11 protein-coding genes and 1 pseudogene are annotated in these 13,971 nt (G+C 63.4%); 7 read left to right on the forward strand and 5 right to left on the reverse strand.

All coding sequences use genetic code 11. From position 1 onward, the window contains the following. Positions 1-291 precede the first annotated feature (291 nt). The 6 genes and pseudogenes from CAP2UW1_RS00875 to CAP2UW1_RS00900 form a co-directional block, all read left to right on the forward strand. Positions 292-939, forward strand: a pseudogene (locus CAP2UW1_RS00875) (nucleoside recognition domain-containing protein); the annotation flags it as partial. A gap of 119 nt (positions 940-1,058) precedes the next feature. Next, positions 1,059-2,327, forward strand: a complete 1,269-nt coding sequence (locus tag CAP2UW1_RS00880) for an IS4 family transposase (protein WP_081444076.1) — start codon at positions 1,059-1,061, stop codon at positions 2,325-2,327. A gap of 293 nt (positions 2,328-2,620) precedes the next feature. Beyond that, entirely contained in the window at positions 2,621-3,145 is a 525-nt protein-coding gene (locus CAP2UW1_RS00885) for a DUF6431 domain-containing protein (RefSeq protein ID WP_012806124.1), read from the forward strand. Between the two features lie 129 nt (positions 3,146-3,274). Beyond that, positions 3,275-4,597 carry a DDE-type integrase/transposase/recombinase gene (locus tag CAP2UW1_RS00890; RefSeq protein WP_012806985.1) on the forward strand — a complete coding sequence of 441 codons (1,323 nt, stop codon included), beginning with the start codon at positions 3,275-3,277 and terminating at the stop codon, positions 4,595-4,597. A gap of 2 nt (positions 4,598-4,599) precedes the next feature. Then, positions 4,600-5,394, forward strand: a complete 795-nt coding sequence (locus CAP2UW1_RS00895) for an ExeA family protein (protein ID WP_012806122.1) — start codon at positions 4,600-4,602, stop codon at positions 5,392-5,394. Further along, positions 5,391-5,588 (forward strand): hypothetical protein, encoded by a 198-nt coding sequence (locus tag CAP2UW1_RS00900; RefSeq protein WP_012806121.1) that lies wholly within the window; start codon positions 5,391-5,393, stop codon positions 5,586-5,588. Before CAP2UW1_RS00895 ends, CAP2UW1_RS00900 begins: the two co-directional genes overlap by 4 nt. A 198-nt stretch (positions 5,589-5,786) precedes the next feature. Here CAP2UW1_RS00900 and CAP2UW1_RS00905 read toward each other — a convergent pair whose 3' ends face one another. After that, positions 5,787-7,112 (reverse strand): IS4 family transposase, encoded by a 1,326-nt coding sequence (locus CAP2UW1_RS00905; RefSeq protein ID WP_012806986.1) that lies wholly within the window; start codon positions 7,110-7,112, stop codon positions 5,787-5,789. Positions 7,113-7,719: 607 nt separating this feature from the next. Between CAP2UW1_RS00905 and CAP2UW1_RS00910 the strand changes: the two genes are divergently transcribed. Further along, positions 7,720-8,589 (forward strand): caspase family protein, encoded by an 870-nt coding sequence (locus CAP2UW1_RS00910; RefSeq protein ID WP_012806987.1) that lies wholly within the window; start codon positions 7,720-7,722, stop codon positions 8,587-8,589. A gap of 155 nt (positions 8,590-8,744) precedes the next feature. Here CAP2UW1_RS00910 and CAP2UW1_RS00915 read toward each other — a convergent pair whose 3' ends face one another. The 4 genes from CAP2UW1_RS00915 to CAP2UW1_RS00930 form a co-directional block, all read right to left on the reverse strand. Next, a complete protein-coding gene (locus CAP2UW1_RS00915) occupies positions 8,745-9,266 on the reverse strand; it encodes a DUF1993 domain-containing protein (protein WP_012806988.1) in 522 nt (173 codons plus the stop codon). Between the two features lie 254 nt (positions 9,267-9,520). Then, the gene (locus CAP2UW1_RS00920; protein WP_012806989.1) at positions 9,521-10,975 is read right to left on the reverse strand and encodes a DUF3482 domain-containing protein; all 1,455 of its coding nucleotides are present in this window, start codon (positions 10,973-10,975) and stop codon (positions 9,521-9,523) included. Beyond that, entirely contained in the window at positions 10,972-12,423 is a 1,452-nt protein-coding gene (locus CAP2UW1_RS00925; protein WP_012806990.1) for a DUF2868 domain-containing protein, read from the reverse strand. The genes CAP2UW1_RS00920 and CAP2UW1_RS00925 overlap by 4 nt, the downstream gene beginning before the upstream one ends. Positions 12,424-12,456: 33 nt before the next feature. Continuing rightward, a complete protein-coding gene (locus tag CAP2UW1_RS00930) occupies positions 12,457-13,917 on the reverse strand; it encodes a caspase family protein (protein ID WP_012806991.1) in 1,461 nt (486 codons plus the stop codon). Positions 13,918-13,971: the final 54 nt, after the last annotated feature.

The raw sequence follows: 13,971 nt of genomic DNA on the forward strand, positions 1-13,971 counted from the left end.
GTGCTGCGTGCGATCGCGTTGGTCGGCCGAAGTGAACGGCTGATGCCGGCCACCAAGAGTCATTCAAGGCTCTTTTCGGGACTATGAGAGAAAACCGCATTCATATCGCAAAGTCACCGTGAGCACTCCGGTCACTGCGGGATCGGCGAAGGCGACGGAGGTTGCCGAGGCATTTTGGCAACCACATGATCACGATAACAGTGAGTGGAACTGGGAGGCCATCATCCAATCTGCCTCTTTGCTTTCTTCATTACTGCCTGCGGAGGCAACCGCAGCGAGGCGTATCAGGCAATGGAAATCTTGATCGACATCATCCTCAAGGCTGGCCGTTCTGCCGTTGAGCTTGCTTTCTTCGTCCTGTTGCCGGTCATGGTGGTCATGCTCACCCTGATGCGTATGCTCGAGGCCCAAGGCATGCTCGACTGGTTGGCTCAACGACTGGCGCCGGCGTTGAGACCCTTCGGGCTTGGCGGATTGGGTGTTTTCGCTGCACTACAAATAAATTTTGTCAGTTTCGCTGCCCCAATTGCAACCTTGACCATGATGGAACAACGCGGCGCTTCAGATCGTCATATTGCAGCCACCTTGGCAATGGTTTTCTCGATGTCACAAGCCAATGCAGCGTTTCCAATGATGACGATGGGTCTGAACTTTGGCACAACTTTGGCATTTTCTCTGGTCGGAGGGTTGGCAGCAGCGTCAGCGACATACTATCTGTTCGGCCGCCACCTCTCTGCAGCAGAGGGAGTGGTCGATGAAACACTTCCACACCAATCAGCGGACAGTGCCAAGGGCGTGCTTGACGTCATCAATCGGGCCGGTGCCGAGGCCTTCAAAATTGCTGTTGGGGCCATCCCCATGCTAGTGCTGTCACTGGTGGTGGTTATCGCCTTGAAGCGTTTTGGTGTCATTGATCTGCTCACAGAATGGCTGACACCGCCAATGCTCCCAACCTAACACGCGATTAGCATAAATTCAGGAACCCGCCGAGAAACCGGTTGCGCGCCGGGCGAGGACAAGGCAAAGTGGGTATCCCCTTGATACGGATGTAAAATTTTATATGCCGCGATCTTTATGTCAACGTCGTTGACTCGTTTTCCAAGTATCTTGTTTCCCAAGCTTTTTTCCTTGATGCGCGTCTTTCGACGAAAGCTTTCTCGCGAACGGGCTTCCTCAGTTTTCCCCGCCTGATCGCCTGCCTGCTCGGCGGATACACGTCGAAAGTGCAGTCTGAACTCGACGCGTTCTTCGCCAATCTGGCGAACCGCGCCGACCTGCTGCGAGAAGTCTCCGCACAAGCCTTTGCCAAAGCCCGAAAGCAGGTGTCGGCCACCGCCTTCGAGCTTCTCAACGATCACTTCCTCGCCTTGGTCGATACGCAGTTCGGCTTTCCCCTCTGGCGCGGTCTGCGGGTCGTCGCCGGCGATGCCACGGTCCTGCGCCTGACTTTGTTCGGCAAGACCCGTGACGGCAGGCCATTTGTTCGCCACGTGGTCGACGCCATTGGCTTCGCACTGTATCTGCCCGGGATCGAAATGACCCTGGCGGCCACGCTGTATTCTCCTGACGTCGGCGAGCGTCAGATGCTCTTCGAACATCTCGATAAACTCCGTTCCAAGGACATTCTGGTGCTCGACCGCGGTTACCCAGCCTACTGGCTCTTCGCCGCCTTGTTGCAGCGCGGGCGGCACTTCTGCATGCGAGCGGACAGCCTCAATTTCAGCGCTATTCAAGCCTTCCGCCGATCCGGCCTGGCCGAGCAAATCGTCAGGCTGCCCGCTCCCTGCAAACAGGATGCGCTGGACTACGAAATTGCCGCCACGCCTTGTGAGGTGCGCCTGATTCGCCAGGTCTTCGGCCACAAGGTGCGTGTCCTCGTGACCTCGCTCCTCGACCTCGACGCCTATCCCGCTGCCGAATTCGGGGCGCTCTATCACTCGCGGTGGAGAATTGAGGAAGCCTTCAAACGGATCAAGCACCGTCTGGCCCTGGAGCATCTGTCGGGCATGTCCTGGTTGGCCGCACGACAAGACTTCGGCGCTAAAATCCTCTGCGACAACATCAATGCCCTGGCCGTCCATGCCGCCAGCGAATCCCTCGATCCCAACACCCGCGCAAGTTACTTCATCAACCGCGGCGACACCTTCTCGCGCATCAAGCGTACACTCGGACGCTGGCTCCTCCAAGGCCGCGACGCCCTCGACAACATCACCTCGGTCTTCAACGAACTCATCAAGAACCTCGTCCAGATAAAACCAAACCGGTCATACCCCAGGAAATTCACCCAAAAACCACATTTATCACACGCTTACAAAAGTGGAGTATGACAAGGTTCTGATAGGTTGGGAGCATTGGCGCAAGGCTGGCTCAGCTTGTTAAGACGCAGTCGGTTGAGGATGTCAAGGTTCTCGCTATATCCGCAGCCAAACAGCTTTCAAACGTAGTGTTACGTCCGCCCCTAAACGGGATTGAAGGGCTTTGAATATCGCGCGTACTTTGAGCAGGAAGATCGAAGGATCTCCTGAGCGAAGGCGGAATGAAGAAGGACGGAGAAGGGCTGGAACACCTCTGCTATCGTGGGAAGTTATCGAGACGACCGAGATAGAAAAGAGCCCAGCCCATGCAACGAATTGTAGCCGGCATCACCACGCTTGAGCAGCACGTTGAGACGACTCAAAAGGCCGCTGAAGTGTATCGACCGAAGTCGTGCCCGCACTGCGGGCTGGGAGTGGTCCATCAGCATGGTCACTATGAGCGAAAGGCCGACCGCCGAGCCGTGCCGCCACGGCTCAACCCGATCCCCATCCTTCGCTACCGTTGTGCCGGATGCCGACGCACGTGTTCGCGCCTGCCGGAATGTATCGCACCGCGACGCTGGTATGACTGGTCGGTGCAACAGCAAGTCCTGCAGCAGCGGCTGAACGGCGCGGCAGAGCACCCCGGCGGTCCACCTGACCGGCACACGGGCGCGCGCTGGTGGAACTGGTTGCAGGAGCGGGGAAAGGACTTTGTGTTTCACCTGCGCGTGCGCTTTGCCGAACTCGGCCGGGCCGTTGACACGCACGGCTTTTGGCACCAGGTGTTCAACAGCCTGGGTCTGCCGCGGGCCATGTTCTGGCTCGATCAAGAGATGAGCGTCCCATGATTTCCTGACACCGAGCGAGTGGCGGACGGTGGGGACCCCGCCCGGGCGGGGTCCCCACACAGTTTGCTCGTGGCATTATTTCGGCCCTTTTGTTTTGATGACGACTCCCATTCACCCCGAGGAGTCGTCATGAATCGAATCAATCCGATCGCCTTGTTTCGCCTGTCCGTCCTGGGTTCGCTGACCAGCCGGGAACGGCTGGATCACGGCGAATTGCAGCAGACCATCCGCGCCCTGGCCGAGCGCGAATACACCATTCCCGGCACGCGTCGGCGCCATGTTGCCGAGAAGACGATTCAGGGCTGGTATTACACTTACCTTGCCCAGGGCATCGATGGCCTGACACCCAAGACCCGTATCGACCGCGGGCAATCGAAGCTATCGCAAGCCATTCAGACCGCGATCCTTGCCGCGAAGCGCGACAACCCGCGCCGCTCGATCCGTCAGATTCGCCAGTTGCTCGAAGCCACCGGAACGGTGGCTCGCGGCAGCCTGTCGCGCTCGACGGTCCACCGGCTGCTGCAACAGCACGGCCTGTCGCGGATCAGCGGCTCGGCCAGCCTGCCCGAGGAGAAGCGCAGCTTCGTCGCCGCTTCCGCGGGCGCCATCTGGTATGGCGATGTGATGCACGGTCCCCGCGTGCCTCACGAGGGCAAGCTCGTCAAGGGGTATCTCGTCTCGCTGTTCGACGATGCCTCACGTCTGGTGGCTCACAGCGCTTTCTGCCCCGGCGAAACGGCGCTCGACATCGAAGGGGTGCTCAAGCAGGCGCTGCTGAAGCGAGGCATCCCGATCAAGCTCGTCGTCGATAACGGCGCGGCCTACCGCGCTGAGACCCTGCAGGGGATCTGCGCCCGCCTGGGCATTCACCTGATCTATTGCCGGCCCTATGCGCCCGAGGGCAAGGGCAAGTTGGAGCGCTGGCACCGGACCTGCCGCGACCAGTTCCTGTCGGAACTCGACGAGCGCCACATCAACAGTTTCGAGGACCTCAATGCGCGTCTCTGGGCCTGGCTGGAGCGGGTCTATCACCATACGCCGCATGCCGGCCTCGACGGGATGACGCCGCTCGCGCGCTACCAGCAGGATTTGTCGAAGATTCGTTCGCTGGGAGCGCTGGCCGCGCAGCTCGATGCCTTGTTCCGGTATCGCGTCAGCCGTCGAGTCAGGAAGGATGGCACGGTGTCGTATCAGGGGGCGCGCTTCGAAGTGCCTTTCGAACTCTCCGGCAAGACGGTGTGTCTGGTCGTCGATCCGCATAGCGGGGCGGTCATCGAGGTCGAGGACGAGCACGGCAAGGGGATCGGCGCCGCGACCCCGCTCGATGCCCTGGGCAATCTCGATCGCCAACGAAATAAATCCGACCCGACAGACGCCGCTCCCGCCTCGCCGTCTGGCCCGAATCTGATCGAACTCACCTATCGTCAGTATTACGACCGCAAAGGAGACTGAAGATGTATCTGCAACACTTTGGTCTGCGCCATCCGCCTCTGGGCAAGGACGCCGCCGAGCTGTGGGATGACGGTGCGCTGGCGCAACTCGCCGAGCGCTTCCAGTGGCTTCTGCAATCGCCGGGCCTCGGCCTGCTGACCGGCGAGGCCGGCGTGGGCAAGACGGCCGCCTTGCGCCTCGTGACCGCCAAGCTCAATCCGCATCGCTACCAAGTCATCTACCATGCCGAGACCGATTTCGGACGGGCAGACCTTTACCGGTGCCTGGCCCAATCCCTCGGCCTTCAGCCGAGTTATCGTCGCGCCCAACTGTGGCGCGACATCAAGGCGCATATCCATCATCTGGCCGACGCCAAGCAACTTCTGCCGGTCTGGATCCTCGACGAGGCGCAGAATCTGCCACCCGAATTCTTCCGCGATTTCCCCGCTTTTCTCAACTTCGCCTTCGATTCGCGCGATCTCATCACTGTCTGGCTGGTCGGTCACCCGATCCTCGCCCAAACCCTCGAACGGGCGTCTTACGCCGCACTCGCCGGCCGCATCCAGGCACGCGTGCATCTGCGACCGGTGCTCGAACGCGAGCGCTTTGCGCAACTCGTCGGCCATGCCCTCAAGAGCGCCGGGTGTGCGCATACCCTGCTCACCGATTCCGGCCTGGAACTCCTGCGCCAAGCCAGCAAGGGCCTGCCGCGCCACGCCGGGCGCATCCTGCGCACCGCCATGCGTCTGGCGGTGCCGCGCGCACTCAATCATTTGCCCGACGATCTGCTGCAAGCGGCTATCGAGGAGTTGCGATGAAACGCCGCCCTCACTCCCTCTTCCCCGACGGCCTCTCCGACGAAAGTGCGGCGGCGATCAGCGAGTTCCTTCACCAACTCGCCGCTGCTTGTGAGGCCCGCTACCTCGTCCAGCTTCGCCGCCACCGCAGCCGTCAGATGAACCTCTACGATCCCGAAGCCCCTTGGAGAATACCTCCAGGCGAGCCCTTCTAGCCCTCTCGTCCCACGCTGACGCCGGAACCTCTTCTTCCGGCGTCAGCGTGGGACTTTGCCATCATCTCAACCTCGAATGGCTCGGGTTGAAGAGTTCCAGATATCGCGGGACGTAACACGTAGCCCCGGCGGAGACTGCCGCTACGGGGATTACTCTTGACGCCTTTAGGGCGTTAGGCGCATATCCTTATACACAACTCACCCCGGGGCCGCCTCACGCATGAACTGGAGGCCGACGACGAAGTCCATGACGCGCTGCAACCCGATCCAGATGGTTTTGACGCCTGGCTCGCCGTCGCCTTTGCGCGCCAGGAAACCGCCGAGCATGGCCACCAATCGCAGGACCTGGTTGAGAGTTGGTGGGTCAGCCGGAGGTTTCTTTTTGTTGAGGAGATAGGCGGCATGCCATTCATCTTGGTCGAAGAACAAGTCGGCTGGCAAGTCTGGACACGTCCGGCCGAATCGCATCAGCATCGCGATGCGCCAGGAAACGATGAGGTACAGCGCGATGGCGCGTTGCAGGCCGTCGATCGTGCGCAATTGCAGGGACTCGATCCGGCAGCCGTTCTTGAGGATGTGGAAGAGGATCTCGATCTCCCAGCGCGCGCGATACCAGTCAATCAGCTCCGCCACCTCGGCGAGCGTCTCGGCGGTGCGATTGGTCAGCAGGCGCCACTCAACCGGGGTGCTGCCGGCAGGGGGGTCGATCTCCTTGGCCACCACACAGGTAGCTCGGATCGTTTTGTTCTTGCCATGCGGAAGATCAACGACGCGCGCCCAAAGTTGCTGGCGCACTACGCGAGCTTTCTGGCCATCTCTCGCCGGCAGGGTGAAAGAGATTCCGCCGAGTTCCTCACCAGACGTCACCGTTTGCCACAGCTTCTGGCCGTCGGGCAGCGCTCGATCGTGCTGGGCACGCAGCAACCAGTCGGCCGGGGTCTCCAATTCGCCGGCACGGGCCATCAGTTCGATCATGTCGGACTCGCGGTCGGCGACGTAGACCAGCCGGGTGTCCGGCAACTCCGCCGCCAACTCGGCCACTCGTTCATAGCCCTCGACCCAGCGCGTGCTCTCTTTGATCCCTGGGCGCTGGCCGTTGGCGTCTTTCGGCTCGCGCGCCCACATCCACGCATCCAGAACCCCCAAGGGCTCGCGATCCGTACTCACTGCGTACGTCGGATGCACGTACAGACCGCGCTGAGCTTCATAGCTCAAGGGGCCCAAGCCGTCGATGCTTTGCCCGTTGAAGTCCAGTTCGGTCGTGTCCTGCAGCATCAGCACGACCTTGTGGCAGGCGATCCGCGTCCGCGAGCACGACCAATGAGGTCTCAGGATGCCCTCCCACGTGACGGCATCATTGTCCAGGAAGCGGTAGGCCGCAATCGTCTCCGACCAGCCCGAACACGCCGACGGGATACTCGGTGTCGGTTTGGCCGCCAGCGTGTCCAACAACGTGATCGCTCGCTTGTTCAGTCGTCGGTCCCCCAAGTCAACTTCCTTCAGCTCCTCCCCAGCCCAGCCCATTCTGCCACCTTCTCAAAAAAATCGGCAGCTTACAACGAGATGCTAAAGTTGTGTATAAGGATATGCGTTAGGCGTGGAAAAGGCTAGCCTGCTCGATGCTGGCTTGACTTCAAAGCATCTAAGACAAATGAAAGTAATGAAGGTAATAGTGAAGTAGCGTTCAGCTCAATCGCTCGATCACCCTGTGCCGCCATCGCTGCGCCATTTAGAGCCCGAGCTGAGTTCCCCAGCTCTCTACTACGACAACAACCTCGTTCTTGAATCGGCACAGTTGAGATTTGGGGTAGGCGACGTCATCTGGCTCCGTGAAGTTCGGCATGCAGGGACCGCCGTTACGACTGTGTTCCCCTTGCACGATGTGCGAGGCTATACGGTCACACCACACTCCGACGGCTATCGTAAGCGGTCTTGGGGGGTGGTAAGCAGACGCCGGATCGAGCACTGTCGCTTTCTTTCGCGATCGCTTGGCGTTGGACTCGCGGCAACCCGCTGCGCGGCGCCGTTCATCGCCCATTGCGACCCCCTGATGATCGCCGCATAATGCGGCAGCGGTGGACGCAGCACCATCGCGGTTCTCTTTTGCTGCGTCATTGAAAGGAGACGAGACATGGCTGGCAAGAAAGCCCTTTTTGTGGGCATCAACAAGTTTGCGAACTACTCGCAGTTCACCCTCAACGGCTGCGTCAATGACGCCAAGGACATGGCGGCTCTCTACAAGGACCTGCTGGGATTCAAGACCACCGAGATGAGCACGCTCACCGATGCCCAGGCAACCAAGGCCAACATCATGGCCAGACTCAACGCCATGGTCGCCGACGCGAAGGCCGGCAAGCTCAACTATCTCGTGTTCAGCCTTTCATCGCACGGCACCCAGATGAACGACACCAGCGGCGACGAGCCGGACGGCAAGGACGAGGCCTTCGTGCCGCATGACATCGCCGAGAAGAACGGCGCCTGGGACCCCGCCCGTATCATCAGTGACGACGAATTCCACGATCTTTTCGTGCAACTGCCGGCCAACGTTCTGCTGGAGGTCTACCTCGATACCTGCCACAGCGGTACCGGTCTGCGCGGAGCCGAGTTCGGCCTGCATGCGCCGAGAGCCCGTTACATCGCTCCGCCCGACCATGAATTCGAGCAGAAGACGGCCAAGATGCGTGGCTTCGCGCTCGACCGCCCGCCCGCGGGCAGTGCCAAGAAGGGGGCCGCCGAGGCCAGCAAGGCGGCCGTCGCCGGGGCGCACCACGTTCTGTGGACGGGCTGCAAGGCCAACCAGACGAGTGCCGACGCCTACTTCAATGGTCGCTACAACGGTGCCTTCACCTACTATTTCGTGAAGGTGATGCGCGATACCCAGAACAAGCTTTCGCGCAAGGCGGTGATCGCCAAGATGCGGGCGCTGATGAAGAGCGGTTTTGCACAAACCCCGCAACTGGAAGGCAATGCCACCAACCGCGGGCAGGCGATCGTCTATTGACCGGTAGCTGGTGTCGGTAAGGCGGGGGGTCCTGGCGGAGCCCCCGCTTCGTTTCCGGCCCTGGGCCAACCAGGGCTTGGCAGTGGTGACGCCGGTCGGTGTGGTCGCCGAACCGGCATGCCGATTACGGTCGGGCAGTCGCAGTCGTTTTCGCGTCAGCTCTTGATCTGCATCCGGCCGAGATAGTCGCGCTTGCTGAGCGGCACGCCCCGCATGCGCAGCATGTCGTACGCGGTAGTGGCGTGGAAATGCAGGTTGGGCAGCGAGAACGACATCAGAAAGCCCTCGGCGGTAAAGGGTATGCTGCGTTCGCCGAACTTGAACACGACCTCCTTGCCCTGCATCGCGTCGACCGTTTCCCGCGTGAGCTTTTCCAGTGCCGAACGCGCGTCGGCGACGATGGCCTGCAGCGCGGCGTAGTCCTGGTCCGCCATGCCGGTCGGCGGCGCGAACACCCCGGATTGCACGCCGTCGATGGCGCCTTTCGAGTGGTGTGCCACCGAGATGATCTGAAAGCGGAACGGCAGCATGTCCGGGTACAGGCGCATCTCGACGATGTCGTTCGGATCGGTGCCTGTCTCCCGGCAATGACTCGCGCCCTTGTCGAGAAAGCCCGAGACGGCTCCGAGCACCTGCAGAAACGATGAAACGCTGACGTCGTAAAGGGGAATGGCCATGCTATGTCACCTCCGTAAGTCCTGGTTGCGAAAACCGGCAATGGCCCCCCGCCGCCTCCTTGCGCGCTCGCGGTCCGTCCGGCAAATCACCAGCGCCCGATGCGCCGGTACTTCTTGCCGCAAGCCGCGGTCAGTGACGACGGCGTCGACTCTCGCCTCGCTGTCCCCGGCATCGGTCACCCCGGACTGTTTGTGGTGCGGCACGGCAGGCAGTATAGGATAGGAGTCCGCAGCGAGCGTCGTCAATCGCGAAATCAGAACGAATCCGGGTACAGCCGCGCGAGGATGGTGCGTGCGACTTGCGCGAGCAGCGGCCGCGCATGCCGGGCGATAGCGGCGGTGGACGAATCGGCCGCACGGCCGTCCCACACCATGACCAGTGCGGCGGCGTTCTCGGCGACGACGCCGGTGACCAGCGCTTGCCAGAACGACGGGTACTCGGTTTCGTGCCATTCGCCGCGCCCACGGCCGTAATGAGCGACGGCGAGATAACGCAGTAGCAGAGCGACGACCAGTTCGCTGAGGAACGCATCGTCCCAACGCAAGGTGGTGCCGAGCCGGCCGCGTGCGCGGTTTACGCCGCGCGCCATGCCGGCACCACCGAGCGCACCCAGGACGGCACCGGTGAGCAGGCCGGCACCAAAGGTGAGTCCGCCGGCCATCAGGTCGGCACCCAGTCCGGTCAGGGCGCCGGACAGCGCGCCACCCATCAGCGCGGCCTTGCCGGCGTTGACCGGTGCGGCCAATGTCACTGTCCGCGCCATCCTGCCGAGCAACTCGCTTCCCGCCTGGCCCTCGAGTTCGTGGATGGCGAGCAGGCGGTCCATACTCGCCCGCAGGTTCGCGTCCAGGCGCGCGGCGAGTGCCTGCACGGCACGCGCCTGATCGCCACCGCCGTCGTCGCGGCCGACGCCGATGGCGCGGCCAAGATCGCGCAACGCGCCCTGCAGCCGCTTCTCCGGCAGCGTCTCGCAGTCCGCCACGGCGCGTGCCAGGGTTTCCGCGAGCAGCGCCATCGCCGCGTCGAACTGGGCTTCCCGCCGCACTTGCCAGGCGGCGACGAGGCGTCCGTAGGCGGCTGTGCGCTCAACCGGCAGGACGCCGCCGACGGCGCGCAACAAGGTGATCTCCTGCACCCAGCAGCGGGCGAAGGCATCCAGTGGCAGCACCGCACGGACGAATCGATAGCCGGCCAGCGCTCCATGCCAACGCTCCCGATCGGCTGCCTCTTCGTCGCCGGGACGCGGACGGCCGGTCTGGTTGAGCAGCACGATGACCGGTTTGCCGATCCATTCGAGAACGGCAAGTTCGGGCGCCAGGTAGCCCACGTCCGCCGGTTCCTCGGACGCGTTCACCAGGTACAGCACGACGTCAGCCTGTTCGCGCACGTTGCGCACCGCCTGCTGCGAGAGCCAGAACGCGCGATCGCGGAAACGATCCCAGACCTGCGCCAGGAACCAGCCGATGGGGTTGCCTTGCTGCTGCAGACGCCTGGCCAGGCGGGCGCTGTCGCCGAATCCCGGGGTGTCCCAGAGCAGCAGTTCATCGCCTTCCGGCGTGCTGATCAGGGAATGGCCGGTGGCCTCGAGGGTGACGTGCGGCGCGTCGCGCACCTCGCCGACATCGCGCCCGAGCAGGGTGCGCGCGAGCGTCGTCTTGCCGGCATTGGTGTGCGAAATCAGCGACAGGGAGATGCGATCGGTATTCATCCGGCAGCCTCGAGGCGACGTTCAATCTCGCTCTGTGCAGCGGCCAGGTCAGGTGTCGTCAGATCAAGAAATATCGGCACCAGGGCGAGGTCGGCAAATTGCGCCCGCCATGCCGACCGACGCTCGGCGAGTCGCCGCTCGTCGGCGGCGAAACGGGCGCGCCACGGGCCTTCATCGACGAGCAGGAGCACTGGCGCCCCGCTCGCGAAGGACCGCAGCGCGCGCACGAAGGCGCCCTGCGTTTCGTTCTCCGGTGTAGCCGCCAGGCTGAACAGGGCGAACACCGGGGAATTGCCGTCGAGTCGGGCGGCGCTCGGCGGCGCGTCCTCTTCGCCATAACTCACCGGCGGCGTGCAGAGCATCGCGGCGCTGCTGCCGAAGATGCGCGCGAGCACGCGCTGCAGCCCGGCCAGTGCGGCCGGCAGCGGGTGGTAGCTGTACGGAATGACCGTCAGGTTCAGCGGTGTCGACCGGTAGCCGCGCAACAGGCGTTGGAAATAGGGGTCGTCGAAACGGTCGATCAGGTCTGCCGATCGCTGTCGTTCGATCAGGGCGTTGAGCAGCGCCAGAAGGAGCCGTGGAGCCACCACCACGATGACGATCGTCGCCGCCAGGCGATGCAGCCAGAGCGCTGCGTTTTCCGTGGGCGGCGAGACGCCGAAACGGATGGCCGCCAGCGCCTCGACATCCGGCAGGGGTTGGCCGGTGAGCCACACGCCGGGCGCCAGCATCAGCGCGAGCAGCCGATGAACGGCCTCGCTGCCGAGAAAGGTGCTTTCCCAGCCGGCGCGGTACTCGAAGGCGAGGCCGCGGAGATAGAAGCCGGCGACGACGCCGACCGCAAACAGTGCGGCAGCAAGGTGGAGTATGCGCGTGGCCCGCGAGGCATAGAGAGGCGCCGCGACGGTACTCCAGTCGCTGATCAGGCGGGCCAGCACCGACGCCGGCAGGTGCATCCCGCGCTGACGCAGCCAGCCGTCCCTACCCGTCGCCCAGCGCACGAGAATACGCCGCACGGTGCTCCAGGCCGGCGCTTGGCCAAGCTGGTGGCGCAGCCAGCCGACGACGATCAACAGGTATACCGTCAGGTTCCACACGAGCAGCCCGAGGATCGGCGGCGCCAACAGATTGATGCGTTGCCCACCCCCGAGGTGGTCGATGACGACGCCGGCCAGAAACGCCAGGACGATCACTGCCGTGCCGATCCAGGGACGCCAGCCGAGTCCGTCGACGGCGGCAACGAAAGCCTGGTCGCGGCTACGCAAACGCTCGAAGGCCAGGCCGGCGCGGCGGGCGACGAAGGCGGCCGGACTCGCCCCTTCGCCGACGACTTCGGCCGCCGCGTGGCTGGCCCACGCGCGGTCCTCGTCGGTCCACAGGTGGCCGTCCCGGTCAACCGTTTCCACCACGCGCAGCGCAGTGGTCAGCAGGGCCTCGCGTTCGTTCATCGGCCAAGGATAGCAAATCCCCGGCAGGCGGGTTCAGTTGGTCGCCCGCGATTGCAGCCGGAACACGCCTTGCTGGACCAGACCCGGGCTTTCGGCCTGGTACTGGCCCGAGAAACTGCCCGCCGAGCACGCGCCGGCCATTTTCAGCAGGAAGCCTTCATTCATCCATCCCTGCATCAGGCACTGACCCCCCTGGTACTGGCCCTGCAGGACGCCGGTCGCGTATAGGGGTGGGAAGACGCGGATGGCGGCGGTGACGCCGCTGCCGGAGCGACGCAGCTGAAACTGCACCTGAGCGGTGGTACCGACGGTGAGGTTGGTGGCGGTGCCCTGCATCATGACGTCAAACGCCGCCTGCGCCTGCGCATCGGGGGCGGCAACCGGCGGCGCGGGCGAGGCCTTGGCCGGTTGGCGCTCGACCGGTGCCGCCGGCCGCGCCGGTGGCGGCTGCGGCTGCGCCGCCGGCTCCTTGGCGGCCGGCTCGCGCTCCTTCAACGAGGCGGTCTTCAGCGCCGCTACGCGACGTCGGGCAATGGCCGCGAACTTGCCGTCCGGGTACTGCTTGAGGTAGTCCTCGAAATCCGCTGGATCCTGGCTGGTCCGTACAGATTCCCAGAGCGAAAGCTGCACCGCCATCGGATCGACGCCCGCCGCTTTCGGCTGGGCGGCCGGCGCCGCCTGCGGCTGGACGACCACCGTGGTGGGTCCGAGGAAATAGTAATCCTGAGTCAGCGACGAATGGTCCCAGGGTATCTGCTTGCCGTTGGTCTGCTCCTTCACCTGCTGGCGCACCCGAGTGAGCATCTGCCGCACTTCCAGTCCCGGCGCCGCCAGGTTCTTCAGCAGCGCTTCGGTGAATGGGCTGTGGTCGGCCTTGCCGTCCTCGGCGACATTGCCCGGTTGGGTGGCGAAGACGATCAGCGAGCCCTCCCCGGCGGCGATCTGGGCCAGGCCACGACCGACGGCAGCGGAACGTGTTCCCATACTGCGTGCCAGGGAACGCGAAAAGGGGTTGTCGCGGCAGGCGTCGAGGAAAACGAGACTGATCGGGGTTGACGTTTCCATCTGCGTCAAGACCAGGTCGGCATCGACGGCGGCGAAAGGCAGCGAGCGCTCGTTGTCGATCTTGGCATCCGCCGGCACCAGGTAATTGCGTCCGCTGACCTGGAGGCCATGACCGGCGTAGAAGAACAAGCCTACCTTGGCCCCCTGCAACTGGTCGCCAAAGCGCTTGACTGCCTGTTCCAGACGCGTCTTGTCCGGATCGATGGCCAGTTCCACCTGGAAGCCGAGTTTCTTCAGCGAGTCGGCGAGCGCGCGCGCGTCCTTCGGCGGGTTGGGTAGCGGCGGCGCATTCTGATAGGCGCCGATGCCGACGACCAGCGCCACCTGGCCCTTGCCCGGCGTAGCCGCCGGCGCGGCTGCCAGCGCACCACAGCCGAGCCACAAGAGAATCGTCGCCAACAGGCGCAGGCACCGCCGCACAGCAGGCATCCCCATCTCCCCAGGATCAATGACAAGGGGAAATCATACACCTCGTCGGGCTGG

The organism is Candidatus Accumulibacter phosphatis (assembly GCF_000024165.1).
Lineage (GTDB): Bacteria > Pseudomonadota > Gammaproteobacteria > Burkholderiales > Rhodocyclaceae > Accumulibacter > Accumulibacter phosphatis.